Annotated in this window: 19 protein-coding genes; 7 read left to right on the forward strand and 12 right to left on the reverse strand. The window is 68.8% G+C overall.

The genetic code is table 11. From position 1 onward, the window contains the following. Positions 1-83 precede the first annotated feature (83 nt). Positions 84-1,547, forward strand: a complete 1,464-nt coding sequence (locus H074_RS04030) for a phytoene desaturase family protein (RefSeq protein WP_007028739.1) — start codon at positions 84-86, stop codon at positions 1,545-1,547. Here the strand turns inward: H074_RS04030 and H074_RS04035 are convergent. From H074_RS04035 to H074_RS04055, 5 genes are all read right to left on the reverse strand, one after another. Next, the gene (locus H074_RS04035; RefSeq protein WP_007028740.1) at positions 1,511-2,176 is read right to left on the reverse strand and encodes a response regulator; all 666 of its coding nucleotides are present in this window, start codon (positions 2,174-2,176) and stop codon (positions 1,511-1,513) included. The two genes, H074_RS04030 and H074_RS04035, sit on opposite strands and share 37 nt — an antisense overlap. After that, positions 2,173-3,336, reverse strand: a complete 1,164-nt coding sequence (locus H074_RS04040) for a sensor histidine kinase (protein WP_007028741.1) — start codon at positions 3,334-3,336, stop codon at positions 2,173-2,175. Before H074_RS04040 ends, H074_RS04035 begins: the two co-directional genes overlap by 4 nt. Positions 3,337-3,584: 248 nt before the next feature. Further along, positions 3,585-4,142, reverse strand: a complete 558-nt coding sequence (locus tag H074_RS04045) for a TetR/AcrR family transcriptional regulator (protein ID WP_007028742.1) — start codon at positions 4,140-4,142, stop codon at positions 3,585-3,587. After that, the gene (locus tag H074_RS04050) at positions 4,121-4,921 is read right to left on the reverse strand and encodes an SGNH/GDSL hydrolase family protein (protein ID WP_007028743.1); all 801 of its coding nucleotides are present in this window, start codon (positions 4,919-4,921) and stop codon (positions 4,121-4,123) included. Before H074_RS04050 ends, H074_RS04045 begins: the two co-directional genes overlap by 22 nt. A gap of 68 nt (positions 4,922-4,989) precedes the next feature. Then, complete coding sequence (locus H074_RS04055) at positions 4,990-6,471, reverse strand: helix-turn-helix domain-containing protein (protein ID WP_007028744.1); 1,482 nt, start codon at positions 6,469-6,471, stop codon at positions 4,990-4,992. A 105-nt stretch (positions 6,472-6,576) separates the two neighbouring features. Between H074_RS04055 and exaC the strand changes: the two genes are divergently transcribed. After that, positions 6,577-8,100: an acetaldehyde dehydrogenase ExaC gene (exaC, locus tag H074_RS04060; protein WP_007028745.1), complete on the forward strand. Its 1,524-nt coding sequence runs from the start codon at positions 6,577-6,579 to the stop codon at positions 8,098-8,100. After that, complete coding sequence (locus tag H074_RS04065) at positions 8,100-8,483, forward strand: DUF779 domain-containing protein (RefSeq protein WP_007028746.1); 384 nt, start codon at positions 8,100-8,102, stop codon at positions 8,481-8,483. Before exaC ends, H074_RS04065 begins: the two co-directional genes overlap by 1 nt. On the opposite strand, the gene H074_RS04070 is transcribed toward H074_RS04065, so the two are convergent. Beyond that, the gene (locus H074_RS04070) at positions 8,437-9,009 is read right to left on the reverse strand and encodes a TIGR03086 family metal-binding protein (RefSeq protein WP_007028747.1); all 573 of its coding nucleotides are present in this window, start codon (positions 9,007-9,009) and stop codon (positions 8,437-8,439) included. The genes H074_RS04065 and H074_RS04070 overlap by 47 nt on opposite strands. Before the next feature lie 40 nt (positions 9,010-9,049). Here H074_RS04070 and H074_RS04075 point away from each other — a divergent pair, with 40 nt between their 5' ends. Beyond that, positions 9,050-9,745 carry an MOSC domain-containing protein gene (locus H074_RS04075; RefSeq protein WP_007028748.1) on the forward strand — a complete coding sequence of 232 codons (696 nt, stop codon included), beginning with the start codon at positions 9,050-9,052 and terminating at the stop codon, positions 9,743-9,745. Further along, entirely contained in the window at positions 9,735-10,343 is a 609-nt protein-coding gene (locus H074_RS04080; RefSeq protein ID WP_007028749.1) for a TetR/AcrR family transcriptional regulator, read from the forward strand. Before H074_RS04075 ends, H074_RS04080 begins: the two co-directional genes overlap by 11 nt. A 3-nt stretch (positions 10,344-10,346) precedes the next feature. Here H074_RS04080 and H074_RS04085 read toward each other — a convergent pair whose 3' ends face one another. Together H074_RS04085 and H074_RS04090 are read right to left on the reverse strand one after the other, a co-directional pair. Continuing rightward, complete coding sequence (locus H074_RS04085; protein ID WP_007028750.1) at positions 10,347-11,927, reverse strand: beta-N-acetylhexosaminidase; 1,581 nt, start codon at positions 11,925-11,927, stop codon at positions 10,347-10,349. Positions 11,928-12,035: 108 nt separating this feature from the next. Then, entirely contained in the window at positions 12,036-13,943 is a 1,908-nt protein-coding gene (locus tag H074_RS04090) for a propionyl-CoA synthetase (RefSeq protein WP_039921436.1), read from the reverse strand. Between the two features lie 146 nt (positions 13,944-14,089). On the opposite strand from H074_RS04090, the gene H074_RS04095 reads away from it, so the two are divergent. Further along, entirely contained in the window at positions 14,090-15,862 is a 1,773-nt protein-coding gene (locus H074_RS04095; RefSeq protein ID WP_007028752.1) for a serine/threonine-protein kinase, read from the forward strand. 80 nt (positions 15,863-15,942) lie between these two features. On the opposite strand, the gene H074_RS04100 is transcribed toward H074_RS04095, so the two are convergent. After that, a complete protein-coding gene (locus tag H074_RS04100; RefSeq protein WP_007028753.1) occupies positions 15,943-16,329 on the reverse strand; it encodes a hypothetical protein in 387 nt (128 codons plus the stop codon). On the opposite strand from H074_RS04100, the gene H074_RS04105 reads away from it, so the two are divergent. Further along, on the forward strand, positions 16,307-16,543 hold the full coding sequence (locus tag H074_RS04105) for a hypothetical protein (RefSeq protein ID WP_007028754.1): 237 nt from the start codon (positions 16,307-16,309) through the stop codon (positions 16,541-16,543). The genes H074_RS04100 and H074_RS04105 overlap by 23 nt on opposite strands. A 37-nt stretch (positions 16,544-16,580) precedes the next feature. On the opposite strand, the gene H074_RS04110 is transcribed toward H074_RS04105, so the two are convergent. The 3 genes from H074_RS04110 to H074_RS04115 all read right to left on the reverse strand — a co-directional run bounded on the left by H074_RS04110 (position 16,581) and on the right by H074_RS04115 (position 18,661). Then, positions 16,581-16,841, reverse strand: a complete 261-nt coding sequence (locus H074_RS04110; RefSeq protein ID WP_007028755.1) for a hypothetical protein — start codon at positions 16,839-16,841, stop codon at positions 16,581-16,583. A 4-nt stretch (positions 16,842-16,845) separates the two neighbouring features. Then, positions 16,846-17,004 carry a hypothetical protein gene (locus H074_RS40645; RefSeq protein WP_161630667.1) on the reverse strand — a complete coding sequence of 53 codons (159 nt, stop codon included), beginning with the start codon at positions 17,002-17,004 and terminating at the stop codon, positions 16,846-16,848. A gap of 85 nt (positions 17,005-17,089) precedes the next feature. After that, positions 17,090-18,661, reverse strand: coding sequence for a dolichyl-phosphate-mannose--protein mannosyltransferase (locus H074_RS04115; protein WP_007028756.1), 1,572 nt, complete (start codon positions 18,659-18,661; stop codon positions 17,090-17,092). Between the last annotated feature and the right edge of the window lie 4 nt (positions 18,662-18,665).

Raw genomic sequence — 18,665 nt, forward strand, 5'->3', positions numbered from 1 at the left:
CTGATTGGGTTGGAACGGATCAATCTAGGAGAGAGGTCCGACAATATTCGGGTGAGATGTTCGGAGCCCGGCGAGGGGGCGGTATGTCGGTCGACGTGTCGGTGGTCGGTTCCGGCCCGAACGGGCTCGCGGCGGCGGTCCTGCTGGTCAGGGCGGGGCTGACGGTCGAAGTGCACGAGGCGGCGGAAGAGATCGGCGGCGGGACACGCACGGCTTCGCTGTTCGACGGCGAAGTCCGTCACGATATTTGCGCGACGGGGCATCCGCTGGCCGCGGCGTCTCCTTTCTTCCGCTGGTTCGGCCTCGCCGCGCACGGTGTCGATCTTCTGCGGTCGGAGATCGCGTACGCACATCCCTTGGACGGTAGCCGGGCAGGGCTCGCTTACGAAGATCTCGACCGGACCTGTGACGCCCTCGGTGCGGACGGTCCCCGGTGGCGCCGTCTGCTGGGCCCGCTGGCCGAGAACAGCCGCGAACTGGCCGATCTCCTGCTCGGGGACCTCCGCCATCCGCCTCGCGATCCTCGTGTCGCCGCCCTTCTTCCCGCCCGGGTGGCGCTGCTCGCGTCCGGTTCGGAGCGCCGCCTGTTCACCGGCCCGGAGGCGCCCGCGCTGCTTTCCGGAGTCTCCGCGCACGTGATGAGCCGTCAGCCCTCGCTTGCCGCGGCCGGCGCGACCCTCCTTCTCGCTCACCTCGCGCACTCGACGGGCTGGCCGATCGCCCGCGGCGGAAGCCAAGCCATCACCGAAGCTCTCGCCGCCGACGTCCGCGCGCACGGCGGGCAAATCCACACCGGCAGCCGGATCACGGATCTGCGGCGACTGGCGAAGTCGCGCACGGTGATCCTCGACCTCGCACCGCGGGGATTCCTCGAAATCGCCCGCGACCTGCTGCCGCCGCGATACCGGAAGGCGCTGGAGTCCTATCGCTACGGACCCAGCGTGGCGAAGGTCGATTTCCTGGTTTCCGAACCGATTCCGTGGGCGGTGCCGGAGGTCGGCAAGGCGGGCACCGTCCATCTCGGAGGCACCCGGGACGAGGTGTACGCCGCCGAAAACGCCATCGTGCGCGGCGGAGATCCGGACGACCGGTTCGTGCTCGTGTCGGATCCGATGACGATCAACCCGTCCCGCGGGCTGCCGGGCAAGCGGCCGGTGTGGGCGTATTGCCATGTGCCGCACGGGGATCCGCGGGACGCCACGGAGCTGGTCCGCCGGCGGATCGAGCGGTTCGCGCCCGGGTTCTCCGACACGATCCTGGCGAGCCGTTGTCTGACCGCGCCGGAACTCGAGGCCTACAACGCGAACTATCCCGGCGGTGACGTGGCCGCGGGCGCGGTGACTCTGCGGCAGGTGCTCGGGCGGCCGGTCGCCCGGTGGAATCCGCACCGGACTCCGCTCGGCGGCGTCTTCCTGTGCTCGGCGGCGACGGCGCCGGGGCCCGGCGTACACGGGATGGGTGGGTGGCATGCCGCGAAATCCTTACTGGGCAAGGACTTCGGCCGCGTGATTCAGGAACCGCGAGGCCGTACGAGGCCCGTTTCGTAGGCCACCACCACCGCTTGGGCCCGGCTGGAGATCCGGAGCTTGGTCATCAGGCGGTTCAGATGCGTTTTCACCGTGGCTTCGCTGACCAGCAGGCTCCGCGCGATGTCGGCGTTCGGCATACCGGTGCCGACGAAGCGCAGCACCTCGAGTTCGCGTTCGGTCAGCCCGGTCAGCGCGGGCGGGGCCGCGGGCTTTTCCGGCGGGCCTTGGGTGAAGGCTTCGACCAGCCGCCGCGTGATGGTCGGCCCGAACAGCATGTCGCCGCGCGCGACGGCGTGGATCCCGGCGATCAGGGTCTCCGGCGGGCTGTCCTTGAGCAGAAACCCCGCCGCGCCCGCGCGCAACGCGGTGTAGACGTACTCGTCGAGGTCGAACACCGTCAGCATGAGCACCTTCGGCTTGTCCGGCCCGGCGTGCGCGAGGATCCGTTCGGTCGCCTCGACCCCGTCGAGTCCGGGCAGCCGGATGTCCATCAGGATCACTTCGGGACGCAGTTCACGAGCCTTTTCGACGGCTTCGAGCCCGTTTCGCGCCTCTCCCGCGACTCGAACGCCGGGGACGGCGTCGAGCAGGGCGACGAAGCCCGCCCGGACGAGATCCTGGTCGTCGACCACCAACACACTGGTCACCGGGCTCGCTCCTGCGGCAGATAGGGAAGGGTCAGTTCGATCGCGAAACCACCGGATCCGGCCGGTCCCATTTCGATCGAACCACCGTACATTCTCGCCCGTTCGCGCATTCCGATGAGGCCTTGCCCGGCCGGATCGGGCGGTGGTGTCCCTTCCGAACCGGAATTGCGGACGCTCAGCACGAGCGCTTCGTCACCGTATTCGAGGACGAGTTCCACAATCGCCTTCTCCGCGTGTTTCAGCACGTTCGTAAGCGCTTCCTGGGCGATTCGGTAGGTGCACAGTTGCTGCCCGGGAGGAAGCCGTCGCGGTTCGCCGACGATTCGCGTCTTCACCACGAGGCCGGCTTCACGCACACGGGTGACCAGTGCGGGAAGGTCGGCGAGGCCGGGTTGAGGACGGTATTCGCGAGTCTCGCGCCGCGGGGGGCGCAGGACCCCGAGCAGGCGCCGTAGTTCGTCGAGCGCTTCGGTCGTGGTCCCGGTGATGGTGTCCAGCGCGGTGCGCGCGGTGTCGGGGGAGGATTCGAAGACGTAGCGCGCGAGGTTCGCCTGCACGGCGATCACCGAAATGTGGTGGGAAACGACGTCGTGCAGCTCGTGGGCGATGCGGATGCGTTCCTCGACGACGGCCTGTTCCGCTTCCAGCCGGATCTCCCGTTCCGCGCGGACGGCGCGTTCCACCAGCTTGTTCGCGCGCAGGTAGCCGAGCCGTCCGACGATGATCGTGCCCGCGCACTGCGCGAGCAGGCGCGTCGTGTCCACCACGAAGGTCGGCACTTCGCCGAGCACGAGCCCCAGTTCGAAAAGGAGGACCCACAGGATGGTCGGCGCCACGGCTTTCGCGGGCGGGTACCGCGCCCACACCGTGTACGCCGCGATGAACGCGGAGGGTTCGCCCAAGGTGGCTCGGTAACCCAACGCGGTGTAGACGGTCATGATCGAAACCGAGGTGAGCAGGACCGCGATCGGATGACGGCGGCGCACGATCAGCGGGAGGGCGATGAGCACCGCGAGGACTACGGCCCCGGCCTCGACCGGATCGCCGAACGCACCGCCGCGGGGTGCCGCGCCCAAGGCGAGAAGGGTGGCCGACGCCGCGGTGATCAGGCAATCGGTGAGCAGCGGCCGTGCGCGGAGGAGCTGAGCGAGGGACGGCACTTCCGCAAGTTACCGCCGGAGCCAGAGGGCGCCCAATTCCTGCAACCAGCGCGGTATTCACCGCGCTATATACCGCCAAGGTTTACCCTGGCTTCCGACTCGCGGTGATTCCGCTCGATGATCGGTCCGGATAACGTCGGCGCAGGATGGATATTCCATTCCCCTAACTCGGCGAAGAGGATGACCCGCTCCGGGTAAGAGGGCCTTCGGGAGGGGATATCCGGGGTGGGCCGCCTCTTCGCCGAGCTTCAGCCAAGATAGGCGTCCAGCGTCACGGCCAGCGCCCTTTCCGGCGACGGTGCGAAGCTCGCGCCCGCCAGCCCGCCCCAGAGCCACAGCTGGGCGAGACCGTGCAGTGACGCCCACAGGGAGGACGCGAGCAGTCGCGGATCGGTCGCGGGATGCCAGCCGCCTTCTTGGACGTCGGCGACCAGCGCGGCGAAGAAGTCGAACACCGCGCTGCTCACCCGCGTGAGTTCTGGATCGTCCGGATCGATGAGGTCTCGGCGGAACATCAGCTCGAACATCGCCGGATTGGCGAGCGCGAAGTCGAGGTAGCCGTGGCAAGCCGCGATGAGCCGTTCGCGTGGTGTCCCATCCGGCAGCGAGGTGCCGCGATCGAGCAGTTCGGTGTGGCCGCGGGTGGCGACCGCCGAGAGCAGGGCCGCGCGGCCGGAGAAATGCCGCAGCGGCGCGCCGTGCGAGACACCGGCGGCCTTCGCGATCCCGCGCAGCGTCACGGCGCCGACGCCTTCTTCCGCCAGCAGGTTCGCCGCGGTGTCGATCAGGCGGGTTCGGGCGCCCACGACCTGGTCTCCTCGAGAACGGGCAGCAGGTCGGGACGTTTCGGCAGGAACCCGTCGCCCGGCTGGCGGCCGATGATCCGGTTGCGGAACCGGCTGACCGCGACCGGGAGGACCTCCCTGGTCAGCCAGCGCAGGTCCGCGCGCAGGCCGGGGCGTCCGGCCGATCCGGGCAGCGGAGCGAGCCAGGCCGGGTCGTGGGTGACGCCGAGCTTGCCGAGCACGTGCCCCGCCAGGCGCCGGTGGCCTTGCTCGGACAGGTGCAGCCGATCCGGGCCGAAGTAGCGGGAATCGTGCGCGGCGTCGTCCGGCCAGAGGTCGACGAGGGTCGCGCCGTAGCTGACGGACGCCTCGCGGACGGCGTCGTTCAGCGCGGTGAGGCGCGGGCGCATGCGGTGGCCCATCGGCATGCGGTGGGAGATGTCGCTGAGGGTGAAGGTGACGACCTGTGGCGCGATCTCGGTGCAGGCGCGGATGGCCGTGTCGACGCGGCGGGCGACCGTGCGCGCGTCCCAGCCGCGGCTCATCACGTCGTTGCCGCCGCCGAACAACGCGATCAGATCCGGCTGGAGCCTGCTCGCCGCCGGGGTCTGCTCGGCGTGGATCTGGTCGAGCCTGCGCCCGCGGACCGCGAGGTTGGCGTAACGGAAACCGGGCTCCTCCTCGGCGAGGCGGGCCGCGACGAAGTCGGCCCAGCCGCGGTAGAAGCCACCCGACGGATGCGGATCGGCCAGCCCTTCGGCGCAGCTGTCGCCGAGCGCGACGAATCGTTGGCAGCCCATCCAGATCTCCGTAACCGCGGGTTCACCTTGTAGACACTGTCTATCAAACTCGTGTAGACGCTGTCTACTCAGTGGTTCAGGCGAGCCCGGTGGGTGAAGGCGACGGCGCGCCGCGGATCGCCGTCCGGGAGCACCCGGCACAGCGAGTCGACGATTTCCAGGTCGTCGGCCCCGCACGGGGTCTCCCAGTACGACCACAGCGCCGCCGCGTCCCCGCTGCCGAGCACGACCCGGCGGACCGACGCGGTGACCGACTCGCGCTCCTCGCGTACGGCGGGCGACTCCGATTCGGCCAGCAGCGGACCGCGGAACGTGTTCGCCGCGCTGGCGACGTCGCCTCGTTTGAGCGCCTCGCGGACCCGCAGGAAGTCGGCGTCCACCTCGGCGGAAAGCCGGTACGGCCGCGTCCGCACGATGTCGGACCCGAGCTGCGTCCGCAGCCGGTGGATCTCCGCGCGCACGGTCACCGGATTGCCGCTCTCGCCGTAGAGCAGCAGGGCCAGCCGCTCCGCCGAAAGACCGCCGGGATGCAGGGCGAGCAGCGTGAGGATCTCCGCGTGCCGCAAGGTGAACGGCACCTCGCGACCGTCCACCGTGGTCGATGGCGGGCCGTCGGTGAGGAACTCGAGCGCGAGCCGTGGACGCCTCGACGGGCCCCGGCTCCGCAGGCGCAGCAGGTAGCCCTCGCTCAACGGCTCCACCGTGCCGAGCCGTCCGTCGGGCAGGGTGACCGCGCCGCCGCCGGGCCGGATGTCCACAGTGGAGGGAAGATCGCCGCAGGATTCGGCCGCCAGCACGCGTCCCTTCGCCGAAAGCAGGGCGCCCGGCGCGCCACGCAACGCTTCCAGGTGAGTCATGTTCGCGGCCCGCAGCCGTTCGTCGCGCATCGCGAGCCGTGCCAGCAACTGGCCTTCGGCGAGCTGCGCGGCCGCCGTGACCAGTGCGAGCATCGCGGGGTGGACCGTGCGCAGCGGACCGCTGACGTCGATCGACCCGAGCAGCGCGCCGGTCTCCGGATCGCGCACGGGCGCCGCCGCGCAGGTCCAGCCGTGATAAGTCCGTACCAGATGCTCGGCGGAGTAGATCTGCACCGGTTTCCCGGTGGCGAGTGTGGTGCCCATCGCGTTCGTCCCGATGACGTCCTCACTCCAGCGTGTGCCTTCGGCGAGCATCACGCCGTCCGCGCACCGGAGTACGCCCGCCGCCCCCTCGCGCCACAGGATGTGCCCGGCCGCGTCGGTCACGATCATCATGTGCTCGGCGTCGTCGGCGATGCTCACCAGCGTCTGCCGCAGGATCGGCAGCACCGGCGCCAGCGGATGCTCGTCCCGGAGCCCGCTCACCTCGCCGGAGTCGTAGACCAGCGGCGCGACGCCCTTGTCCGGGTCGACCCGCGCGGCGAGCGAACGATTCCACGACGCGGACACGACCGACCTGAGGGAACGCGGCGCGGGAACACCGGAGACGACGGCGTCGTGGACGCCCTTCAGCAGCCGCGCGTACGCCTGAGGGTCACGCGGCGACGCTTCACCTCCGGGCAGCTCCGCCACGTTTCCGAGGATAGGTGACCTCGCTCACTTCGTTGCAACGTGCGTGCAACCTCACCCGCCCTAGCTTCGCCGCCATCCGCCACCCCTAGCGATGAGGCAGGAAAGATGGCCAAGTACGCGGCACCGAACACCGAAGGCAGCGTCGTCAGCTACGAGTCGCGCTACGACCACTACATCGGGGGCGAGTACGTACCGCCCGCGAGCGGTCAGTACTTCGAGAACCCGACCCCGGTGACCGGCCAGGTGTTCACCGAGGTCGCCCGCGGCACCGCCGCCGACATCGACCGCGCGCTCGACGCGGCCGAAGGCGCGGCCGGGGCGTGGGGCCGGACGTCGGTGGACGAGCGGTCGAACGTGCTGCTCAAGATCGCCGACCGGATGGAACAGCACCTCGAGGCGATCGCCGTCGCCGAATCGTGGGAGAACGGCAAGCCGGTCCGCGAGACCCTCGCCGCCGACATCCCCCTGGCGATCGACCACTTCCGCTACTTCGCCGGCGCACTGCGCGCCCAGGAGGGCGGAATCTCCCAGATCGACGACAGCACCGTCGCGTACCACTTCCACGAGCCGCTCGGCGTCGTCGGCCAGATCATCCCGTGGAACTTCCCGTTGCTGATGGCGGTCTGGAAGCTCGCGCCCGCACTCGCCGCCGGCAACGCGATCGTGCTCAAACCCGCCGAGCAGACCCCGGCGTCCATTCATCTGCTGCTTTCGCTCATCGGCGACCTGATCCCGCCGGGTGTGCTGAACATCGTCAACGGCTTCGGCGTCGAAGCGGGCAAGCCGCTCGCGTCGAGCAACCGCGTGCGGAAGGTCGCGTTCACCGGCGAGACCACCACCGGACGGCTGATCCTGCAGTACGCCAGCGAGAACATCATCCCGGTCACCGTCGAACTCGGCGGCAAGAGCCCGAACATCTTCTTCGACGACGTCGCCGCGGCCAACGACGCCTTCTACGACAAGGCGCAGGAAGGGTTCGCGCTCTTCGCGCTGAACCAGGGCGAGGTCTGCACGTGCCCGTCGCGGGCGCTGATCCAGTCCGGCATCTACGACCGGTTCCTCGGCGACGCCGTCGAGCGGGTCAAGAAGATCAAGCAGGGTCACCCGCTCGACACCGAGACGCAGATCGGCGCGCAGGCCTCCAACGACCAGCTGGAGAAGATCCTTTCCTACATCGACATCGGCGTGAAGGAAGGGGCGAAGATCCTCACCGGCGGTGAGCGCAGCGACCTCGGCGGCGAACTTTCCGGCGGGTACTACGTGCAGCCGACGGTCTTCGAGGGCGACAACAAGATGCGGATCTTCCAAGAAGAGATCTTCGGCCCGGTCGTCTCGGTGGCGAAGTTCGACGACTACGCCGACGCGCTGAAGATCGCCAACGACACGCTGTACGGCCTCGGCGCCGGTGTCTGGTCGCGCGACGGCAACACCGCCTACCGCGCCGGCCGCGACATCCAGGCGGGCCGGGTGTGGGTCAACAACTACCACGCCTACCCGGCGCACGCGGCCTTCGGCGGCTACAAGGCCTCCGGGATCGGGCGCGAGAACCACAAGATGATGCTGGACCACTACCAGCAGACCAAGAACATGCTGGTGTCCTATTCGGACAGTGCGCTCGGGTTCTTCTGATGGCCGAGCGGGTCGGCTTGACACCGGCCGCCGCGGATCTGCTGCGGCGGCTGGTTTCACTCCACGGGAGGGTGATGTTCCACCAGTCCGGCGGATGCTGCGACGGGAGCGCCCCGATGTGCTACCCGGCGGGCGAATTCCGCACCGGGGCGTCCGATGTCCACCTTGGTGACCTGAGCGTCGAAGGCATCGACGACGTTCCGGTGTGGATGTCGGGGCCCCAGTTCGAGTACTGGAAGCACACGCATCTGACCATCGACGTCGTCCCCGGCCGGGGAAGCGGATTCTCCTTGGAGGCGCCGGAAGGAGTCCGCTTCCTGGTCCGGTCCCGGCTGTTCAGCGACGAGGAATCGGCTGAGCTGAACGGCCCAGCAACGCGATGAGCGCCTCGCCCGGCCCGGCGCCCGGCGGCGCCTCGACAGCGTGGTCGAAGGCGCCGCCGGGGTCGCGCACCGGCATCACATCGGGGTAGCGGCCCGCCACCTTCAACGCGGCCGTCGCGAGTTCGTCGTCCCAGCGGTGTTCACGCCCCAGGGCGGTATCGAGGTCCCAGCCGTGGGTGAGCGTGTCGACGAACAGCACGGCCAAGGCGTTCTTCCCGGGGAGCGGGCCGAAGGTCCCGAAGTCGAAGGTCTTTTCCAGCGCCTGGGCGTCGAAGGCATCGAGGAACTCGGAGGAACTCTCCGCGTAGGACCTGGCGAGGTCGCCGTCCGTCGTCGGCCGGGTCTTCCTGGCGCGGCCGGACGCCTGCGCGGCGCGGTGCTCGTTGTTGTCGATCAGGTGTTTCACGATGTCGCGGACGGTCCACTCGGCACAGGGCGTCGAGCGGTCCCAGTCGTCCGCGCCGATTCCGGCGATCGTGGCTCCGGTGGCGTGATGGGCCCGGGTCGTGAGTGCGATGAGATCCATGGCGGCAATGTATACGAACGATCGTGCTATCTTCTAGGGTGTGAGCACTCTCGAAGTGAACGAAGTCTTCGTAGGACGGCCGTCCGTGCTGGGGACGAAGCGTGACGTCCCGGTGTACAGCGCCATCGCGAAGTCGCGTGTGGAGACACCCTTCCTGAAGCTGGACGAGATCAACCTGGCCGGCGATGACCAGGCGGATCGCACCGTCCACGGCGGTGTCGACAAGGCTGTCTACGTCTACCCGGCGACGCACTACGCCGCCTGGTCGGAGCAGGGATTCCCGGTGGTCGCGGGCGACTTCGGGGAGAACGCCTCGGTGACGGGCGCCGACGAATACGACGTCCGCATCGGCGACGTCTGGGCCTGGGGAGAGGCGCTGGTCCAGGTCTCGCAGCCGCGCACGCCGTGTTTCAAGCTCGCGATGAAGACCGGGCGCAAGGACGTCATCCCGGCGATGATCGATTCCGGTCGCAGTGGCTGGTACCTCCGGGTGCTGCGGACGGGCGAGGTGCCCACTTCGGGGCGCATGACGCTCAAAGAACGCGATCCGGTGAACCCGACGATCGCCGAGGTGTACGTCGCGTCGTTCACCAACGTCGCCCGGCTGGACGACGATCGCCGCGACGCGTACTGGGCGCTGCTGGACCGGGTGCTCGCGGCGCCGTCGCTTTCCCGGCAGTACCGTGACGGCCTGGAAACGGCGAAAAGGCGGCGAGGGGAATGGAATGCCGGTTGACGGCCGGGTGGCCAGGGGCGACGCGACGAGGCGGATCGTGCTGCGGCGCGCGGTCGACATCGCGTCCGTCGAAGGGCTCGACGGGTTGTCCCTCGGCAGGCTCGCCGCCGAACTGGAATTGAGCAAATCCGGGGTGTTCGCGTTGTTCGGTTCCAAGGAGGAACTGCAGCTCGCCGCGGTCGAGACGGCGAGCGCGATCTTCGCGGAGAACGTCGTCGAGCCGGCACTGAAGGTCGAGCGGGGGATCGCGCGGCTGCGCGCGCTGTGCTCGAACTGGCTCGACTACTCGGAACGCAGGGTGTTCCCGGGTGGCTGTTTCTTCTTCAACACCGGCGCCGAGTTCGACGCGCGGACCGGCCGTGTCCACGACGCGGTCGCGAACGCGAGCCGGGCCTTCGCCCAGTTCATCCGGTCCACCGCCGTCGAGGCGAGGAAGGCCGGGCACCTGCGTGAGTCCGTCGACGTGAACCGGCTGGCCTTCGAACTGAACGCGCTCGGCCGGGCCGCGAACGCCGATTCGGTGATGTTCGGCGGCACGGAGCCCTACGCGCTGGCCCGTGCCGCCATCACCGCCCGCCTCGACGCCGCGGCGAGCTGACCGCTACTTCCAGTCGACCTGCGTGGACCGGTAGAAGCCGATCCCCTGCTGAACCCACCGCGGGCTCTGCTTCGCCAGCCGGAGCCGATAGGCGTCCCAGGTCCGGGAATCCTTCGGCGACCAGCCGATCTCGGCGTAACCCGGCAGCCTCGGGAACGCCATGAACTCGATGTCCTCACTGGTCACGAGCGTTTCCGACCACAGCGGCGCCTCGACGCCGATGACGTTCTTCTCCGTCACGCCCTGCAGGTACGTGGCCGGATCCCAGTCGTACCCGGTCTTGACCTCGATCAGCCCGGCCCAGCTCAGCCCGAGCGGCGTCTGCGGGTGGTACTTCATGTCCATGTAGGCCTTGTTGGCGGGCGACATCAGGATCTTGTTGCCCCGGGCCGCGGCCGCGGCGACGTTCGCGTCGGTGCCGGTCGTGCCCCAGAACTGCGGGACGGCCGAAACCGGCGGGTTCGTCTTGGCGATGTCGTGCCAGCCGGTGATCGTCTTGCCGTACTTCGCGACGATCGGCTGCACCTTCGTGGCGAAGGTCTGGTAATCCTCCGGAGTGGTCGCGTGTGCCTCGTCGCCCCCGATGTCGAGGTACTTCCCGGGGGTGATCGCCGCCAGTTCGCGGAGGACGTCGTCGACGAACTTGTAGGTGATGTCCTTGCCGATGCACAGCGAGCTGTAGCCGACCTCGATGTCCGTGCGCGGCGGCACCGCCTTGCCGTCACAGTTCAGTTCGGCGTAGGAGTGCTGGGCCGCGTTGGTGTGTCCCGGCATGTCGATCTCGGGGACGATCGTGATGTGCCGCGAAGCCGCGTAGCGCACCAGGTCCTTGTACTGCTCCTGCGTGTAGTACCCGCCGGGGCCGCCGCCGACGGCCGTCTGCCCGCCCACGGTCGCCAGTTTCGGCCAGCTCTTGATCTCGATCCGCCAGCCCTGGTCGTCGCTCAGGTGCAGGTGGAGTGTGTTGATCTTGTACTGCGCGATCTGGTCGATGTAGAGCTTGACCTGCGCCGGTGTGAAGAAGTGCCGGGCGACGTCGAGCATCGCGCCGCGGTAGCCGAAGCGCGGGTAGTCGAGCACCGTGCCGCCCGAGACCACCCACGAACGCTTCTGGACGGTCTTCGCCTCGATCTCCGAGGGGAGCAGCTGGCGCAGTGTCTGCACGCCGGAGAACAGGCCCTCGTCGGTGTTCGCCCGCAAGGTCACGCCGGACGGCGACACCTTGAGCTGATAGCCCTCGGTGCCGACGCGGTCGCTCGCGTGGCCCGTTTCGAGCGAGATGGCGGGGCCACCGCCGCGGTGGCCGGTGACGACGGGCAGCCGGTAGCCGGTGGCGGGCCGGAGCAGCCCGGCCAGGTACTCGGCGACCTGCTTTCCGTCGCGGTCGGTGCGGATGACGGTCGCGGGGCCGAGGCGGAAGTTCGCGCGGGGGTCGGGTTTCGCGTCGACCGGCGCGGGGATGACGTCGGTGACGGTCCGTTCGGCCTTCGCGTGCTGCGCCGCGCTCGCCGTCGCGGGCAGGCCGAGCGTCACGAGGCTCAGGACGGCCACGCCGAGCACGGTCGTGGACAGGCGTTTACTCATGGAGCACCTCCGGTCGGGGAACTGGAGACTCTCTTCTCTTAGAGGTATAGACCAATAGGGCAAACGCGACAACACCCGATCGGACCAGTACGCCGTTCCGATCACCGGTCACTCGCCGCGCAGAACCGCTTTCAGCGCATCGAGAACACTCGCGTCTTCGATCGTCGAGGGCACCTGCTCGTCGCGGCCGTCGGCGATGCCGCGCATCGTCTTGCGCAGGATCTTCCCGGACCGCGTCTTCGGCAGCGCATCCACAATGGACACGTCGCGGAACGCGGCGACCGGACCGATGTCGCGCCGCACCAGCGCGACCAACTCGGCCTTGAGCGTTTCGGCGTCGACGTCGGCACCCGACTTCAGCACCACGAAACCGCGCGGAAGCTGGCCCTTGAGCTGGTCCCGGACCCCGATCACCGCGCATTCGGCGACGGCGGGATGGGACGCCAGCACGGCCTCCATCGAACCGGTCGAAAGCCGGTGACCCGCGACGTTGATGACGTCGTCGGTGCGGCCCATGACGAACAGGTAGCCGTCTTCGTCGACGTATCCGGAATCACCCGTGAGGTAGTAGCCCTCGTACCGCGAAAGGTACGACTCGCGATACCGCTCGTCGTCCTGCCACAACGTCGGCAGTGATCCCGGAGGGAGCGGCAGCTCGATGGCGATGGCGCCCTCCTGGCCGGCGGGGAGCGGGTCGCCCGCCTGGTCCAGGATCCGCACGGCCCAGCCCGGTACCGGTTTCGTCGCCGAACCGGGTTTGACCGGCATCGGCTCCAGCCCGCGCGGATTCGCCGCGATCGGCCAGCCGGTCTCGGTCTGCCACCAGTGGTCGATCACCGGCACATCGAGCTTCTCGTGCGCCCAGTGATAGGTCTCCGGATCGAGCCGTTCACCCGCCATGAACAACGTCTGAAAGCTACTGAGCTGGTATTTTCCGATTTCACCTCCGTCCGGATCGACCTTCTTGATCGCGCGCAACGCCGTCGGGGCGGTGAACAGCGCCTTGACCCCGTGGTCGGCGATGACACGCCAGAACGCCCCCGCGTCAGGCGTCCCGACCGGCTTGCCCTCGTACACGACACTTGTGGCTCCGATGAGGAGCGGCGCGTAGACGATGTAGGAATGGCCGACGACCCAGCCGACGTCGGACGCCGTCCACCACACGTCACCGGGCTGGATGTCGTAGATCGCGCCCATCGACCAGGCCAGCGCGACCGCGTGCCCGCCGGTGTCGCGCACGACGCCTTTCGGTTTCCCCGTGGTACCGGAGGTGTACAGGATGTACAGCGGGTCGGTGGCCGCGACCGGCACAGGGTCGGCGGCGGAGGCCTTCGCGACCAGCTCGGTCCAGTCGGCGTCACGCTCACCCAGTTCGGCGCGAGCGCGTTCCCGCTGCAGCACCACGACCTTGTCCGGCTGGTGGGCGGTGCCCGCGAGCGCCTCGTCGATGATCGGCTTGTACTCGACGACCCGCGTCGGTTCGATCCCGCACGAGGCGGCGACGATGACCTTGGGTTTCGCGTCCTCGATCCGCGCCGCGAGTTCCTTGGGCGCGAAGCCGCCGAACACCACCGAGTGCACCGCGCCGAGCCGGGCGCAAGCGAGCATCGCGACCGCGGCCTCGGGGACCATCGGCATGTACACGATGACGCGGTCGCCCTTCCCGACGCCGAGAGAGGCGAGCGCGCCCGCGAAACGCGCGACGTCGTCCAGCAGTTCCGCGTAGGTGAACCGGCGTACCGAATCGGTGACAGGGGAATCCCAGATCAGCGCGGTCTGCTCGCCGCGGCCGTCCCGCACGTGCCGGTCGAGCGCGTTGAACGACGTGTTCAGCTCCCCGTCCGGGAACCAGCGGTAGAAGGGAGCGTTCGACGCGTCGAGGGCTCGCGTCGGCGGCCGGGTCCAGTCGATCGCCCGTGCGGCTTCGAGCCAGAAACCTTCGGGGTCTTCAAGGCTCCGCTGGTACGTCTCGGCGTACATCGAATGCTCCTTCGCGCTCGGGTACCGGACCATCATGGACTTCCGGCCGAGCTCATGCCCGGTGGTAACGGCAGGGAGACGGCCGCGACAACCCGGCAACCCCGCGAGGGCATGGAGCGTCCTAAGCTGAACTAGGAAAAAACCGCCGGAAACGGCCTCGACAAGCTAGGGGAGCAGGGTCCATGGGACTAGCGAGCGCGCTGCTGTCGTTCGCGCACAGCCTCTTCGGACCCGGGATCTGGCCCGGGGACTGGGTGTGGGCGACGAGCACCGCGGGAGCGCTGGTCGCGCTGCTGCCCGCGCTGGGAGCGATGGTCGTCGCGATCGTCCGCAAGGGCACCGGCAACCGCTACGACGTGGTGACCCTGTCCATCTTCGGCGGGATCGGCGTCGTCGCGGTCTTCCTGCTGCCGTGGCTGCTGGCAACCGGCGTTTCGCAGACCTATCAGGAAGCCGCCTCGTCGAAGTCGGGCGGTGAATCCGGCTTCTCCGGCAGCGACCTGTCGACCTTCAACACCGACTACAGTCCGCTGATCGGGAAGCAGAGCGAGTACCTCGGCCGCGGCCAGAACGTGTACGAGGTCCTGTTCTATCCGAACGGGATGCAGCTGAGCTACATCTTCTACCTGATCCTGCTGGTCGGCCTGCCCGCGCTGTCGCTGCTGTTCGTCATGCTGCAGGCGCGCACAGCGTTCCGCCGCGGGCCGAAGTGGCCTTCGCGGTTCTTCTGGATCCCGTTCGTGCTGATGGTGCTGGCCAGCGTCGGCATGGGCGCGAACACCGCCGTGCACTTCTGGCTCGGTTTCCTGCCGTTCAGCGTGCTGGGCCTGATCCCGGTCGCGCTGGTCGGCCCGCCGCCGTGGTCGGTGATCAACCGGCCGGACCCGCAGCCCCGGCAGAAGATCGAGCCGTACCGCCCGGAGCCGCCCGCCCCGAAGCCGCAACAGCAGCTGCCGCCCCCGCCCGCCAAGCAGTACCCGGCGACCGCGCTGGCGCAGGCACCCGAACCTCCCGCCCTGGCCGCGGCCCCCGGGCCGATCCCGCCGCCTCCGGGTTCCCGCAACTCCGGCGGCAGCCGCTACAAGCGCGTCCGCAGGCTCGGCCACGGTGGCTTCGGCACCGTCTGGGAAGCGGTCGACACCCAGCTCAACCGCACTGTCGCGCTGAAGATCGCGCACGCGCCGGACCGGGACACCGAAGAGCGGATGCAGCGCGAGGCCAGGGCTCTGGCCGTGGTGAACCACCCCAACTGCGTCCGCGTGTACGACCTCGTCGAGGAACCCGATGGGCTCGCGCTGGTCATGGAGTACCTCGAAGGACGCTCACTGGCCGAGATCGTCGACTCGCAGGGCCCGCTCGACGACATCGCCGCCGGACGGCTCTGGTCGACCATGGCGGGCGCGCTCGCCGCGGCGCACGAGAAGGGTGTGCTGCACCGTGACCTCAAGCCGTCGAACATCATCCTCGACCGCAACGGGCTCGCCCACCTCATCGACTTCGGCATCGCCCGCAGTCAGGGCGACTCGAAGATGACCGCGACCGGGATGATGATCGGCACGCCGGACTTCGTCGCTCCCGAGCAGGCGATGGGCTCCCCGGCCAGCCCGGCGTCGGACGCCTGGCAGCTCGCCGCGACGGTCAGCTACGCCCTCTCGGGCCAGCCACCGCGCGGCACCCGGGAGACCCCGATGGCCGCGCTGATGGCCGCCGCCCGTGCCGAGCCGGTGTCGAAGCTGCCGAACCGCAGCGCGCACGCCCGGATCCTCATCGCGTCGCTCGACCAGGAGCCCCGCCGCCGTCCGACGCTCACCGCCGTGCGACGCGACGTCGAAGGCTGGCTCGCTCGTGCGGGCAAGTCGCCGGACGGTCCGGTGACCCAGATCGTGCCGCGTCACCCCGCGCAGCGGCAATCGCAGCCCCACCAGCAGCCGCAGCCCCAGCGCCACCCGCGCTGACCTGCGAAAAGAGAGCAAGGGACCTTTGCTGTCGTTGGTTAGTGCGCTAACGAACGACAGGAAAGGTCCCTTGCTCTCCCTCAGTCGACGACGACCCAGGTCCCGCCGCGCCAAGCCATGGTGAACGTCTTGGGCTCGGCCGCCATCATCGCGATCTGCGGCGCGATCGAGGCCGGCGGGACGACGACCTTGTCCGGCCCTTTGCTCTGGAGCTTCGCCCGGTCGACGCGGATGGCCTTCAGCTTCTTGAGGTCGTCGTCCGAGAGCATCCCGAACTGCACCGGGGTGAGGTCGCGGCACTCCTTCATCCCGCCGTCGAACGCCGGACCGGTGATCCGGCAGACCGTTTCGAGATCCTTGGCGCCCAGGGCGTGGAAGTACTCCTCCATCACGCTCGCCGCCCCGTCCGGGCTGTGCGCCACCGCGCCGCCGGTGGCGGGCTTGGTGGCCTCGGAGACGGTCGCCACGGTCGCCGAAGGCCGCGAAGCACTGGGTTGTGCCGAGCTGGTGATCGGCGCTTCCGAGGTGCTGGGAACGGCCGAAGTCTGCGGCGACGCGGTTCCAGGCGTCTGCTCCTCGCATCCCGCGATCAAGAACAACGCCGCGGCCGCGCAGGCCGCTCCGAGCGGTCGGATCGTCATGATGCCCCCTGTCGGACTGCTGTTGACCAGGGAAGAGTAACAACTCTCATCCAAGTGTCACACCTGAATCGGGGAAATCAGCCGTCACCGGTGATCAGGTCCACCATCGACACCGCCATGATGAGCTGAGCCGATACGCAGGTCCGCGGCATCGCTTCTGTCTTCTTGCCGACGAAGTCGACCTGCACGATCTGCCCGTTGCCGAGCTGGACACTCAGGGCACAGGCCCCCTTGGTGCTCACGAGACCGAGCGGCTGGAGGTCCGGTTTGATCGACTCCAGCCAGGCGCAGCCCTCTTCGCCCTGTTTCACGGGCAGGGCCAGCGGCTGGTCGAGCACCTGGTCACTGAACCCCGACCCCGTCTGCGGGCGGTTCGTACCGCGGGAACTTCGCATCGCTCGCGCCCGGTGCCGAGCCTTCGCGGAAGGCCTTGCCGTCGGCGGCGCCGGAGCACCCGGTGAGCAGGAGAGCGATGGCCACGAAATACGGCCAACGAGACATGACGACCCCCGCTAGTCCTCAATTCGGACGGGAGTCTAAGCCGCTTTCCGCCGCCTCGCTGGGGGCTTGGGGCAACCGATGGTGGTCACTTCCAGGACGGGAGCCACAACTCGGCGTTCCAGTGCTCGTTGGTGATCGCGTTGCCGTTGAGGATCGGCCACAACCAGGCGAAATTGGCCACGACGAGACCCACGTAGAGGGCGACGACGAGCATGCCGGTGCCCCGTCGTTCGAATCCGCGTTTCGCGCTGCCGAGGATTTGGCCGAGGATCAATGTCAACCCGAGCACCAGGAACGGCGCCAGCGGCGTCGCGTAGAAGTAGTACATCTGGCGGTCGAGGTTGGTGAACCACGGCAGGAACCCGGCCAGGTAGCCGACGAGCACGGCGACGTAGCGCCAGTCCGCGCGGAAGAACGACCGCCACACGCTCCAGCCGAGCATCGGCAGGGCCAGCCACCACATCGCCGGCGTCCCGATCAGCATCGTCGCCCGCACGCAGGTCGACTCGCCGCAGCCGGTCGCGTCCGTGCCGCCCGCGTACGCGTAGAGCATCGGCCGCAGCCCCATCGGCCAGGTCCACGGCTTCGACTCCCACGGATGCGGTTTGTCCTTGGGCGTCACCAGGTTCGCGTGGAAATCGAGGACGTTCATCGAGTAGTCGCCGAGCGACCGCAACGCGGGAGGCATCCAGGCCCAGAAACCGGGATCGATGTCCTTGATCGCCACATAGTTGCGGTCGGTCGCGGTCTCGCTCGCGAACCAGGCCCAGTAACAGGCGAGATACACCAGGATCGGGATGACGACGATCGCCCACAGCGCGGGCAGCACGTCGCGGCGCAGCGTGCCGACCCACGGCCGCCGCACCCCCGCGGCCCGGCGCGCGGCCACGTCGAAGAAAACCGTGAGCAGGCCGAACGCGGCGATGTAGTAGAGCGCCGACCATTTGACGCCGAACGTCAGCCCGATCATCAGGCCGCCGGCGAACCGCCACCACCGGAAACCCAGCTTCGGGCCGAACCGGGACTCGCCGATCCAGCCTTCGCGGACGGCCACGGCGAGCCGCTGCCGCACCTGGTCGCGGTCGCACAGCACACAGGCGAACGCGGCGAGGACGAACAACGCGATGAAGATGTCGAGCATGCCCATGCGTGACTGCAGGTGCAGCACACCGTCGCTGATCACCAGGATCCCGGCGACCGCGCCGAGCAGCGTAGAACGTGTGAGCCTCCGGGCGATCCGGATGGTGAGGAACACGATCAGCGTGCCTGCCAGCGCGGGCATGATCCGCCAGCCCCACGCGTTGTAGCCGAACAGCCATTCGCCGATCGCGATGAGGTGCTTCGCCAGCGGCGGGTGCACGATCAGCTCGTAGCCGTAGTTGTCTTCGTAACCGCCGTTGCGCAGCATCTGCCACGCCTGCGGGACATAGTGCTTCTCGTCGAAGACGGGCGTGCCCTTGTCCGTGGGCGTGCCCAGGTTCTGGATCCGGACGATGCCGCCGATGAGCGTCAGCGCGAGCGTGACGATCCAGCCGCGCAGGCGGTCGGTCGGCATGCCGCGGCCGAGGAGGGTGGCCTCCCGGTCATTCGGTGGCCTGAGCGCGTCGACCGGATCCGGCCGCACGCTCTCGTTGTCACGGGTCAGCAGTGCGGTCACGGGG

This window comes from Amycolatopsis decaplanina DSM 44594, assembly GCF_000342005.1.
GTDB classification, from domain to species: domain Bacteria; phylum Actinomycetota; class Actinomycetes; order Mycobacteriales; family Pseudonocardiaceae; genus Amycolatopsis; species Amycolatopsis decaplanina.

What these genes read in the sequence shown, in the direction of transcription:
- H074_RS04095 (WP_007028752.1), top strand. Translation starts at nt 14,090, where the DNA reads ATGGGACTAGCGAGCGCGCTGCTGTCGTTCGCGCACAGCCTCTTCGGA.
- H074_RS04070 (WP_007028747.1), bottom strand. Translation starts at nt 9,009, where the DNA reads ATGGATCTCATCGCACTCACGACCCGGGCCCATCACGCCACCGGAGCC.
- H074_RS04030 (WP_007028739.1), top strand. Translation starts at nt 84, where the DNA reads ATGTCGGTCGACGTGTCGGTGGTCGGTTCCGGCCCGAACGGGCTCGCG.
- H074_RS04065 (WP_007028746.1), top strand. Translation starts at nt 8,100, where the DNA reads ATGGCCGAGCGGGTCGGCTTGACACCGGCCGCCGCGGATCTGCTGCGG.
- H074_RS04085 (WP_007028750.1), bottom strand. Translation starts at nt 11,927, where the DNA reads ATGAGTAAACGCCTGTCCACGACCGTGCTCGGCGTGGCCGTCCTGAGC.
- exaC (WP_007028745.1), top strand. Translation starts at nt 6,577, where the DNA reads ATGGCCAAGTACGCGGCACCGAACACCGAAGGCAGCGTCGTCAGCTAC.
- H074_RS04050 (WP_007028743.1), bottom strand. Translation starts at nt 4,921, where the DNA reads ATGGGCTGCCAACGATTCGTCGCGCTCGGCGACAGCTGCGCCGAAGGG.
- H074_RS04090 (WP_039921436.1), bottom strand. Translation starts at nt 13,943, where the DNA reads ATGATGGTCCGGTACCCGAGCGCGAAGGAGCATTCGATGTACGCCGAG.
- H074_RS40645 (WP_161630667.1), bottom strand. Translation starts at nt 17,004, where the DNA reads ATGTCTCGTTGGCCGTATTTCGTGGCCATCGCTCTCCTGCTCACCGGG.
- H074_RS04080 (WP_007028749.1), top strand. Translation starts at nt 9,735, where the DNA reads ATGCCGGTTGACGGCCGGGTGGCCAGGGGCGACGCGACGAGGCGGATC.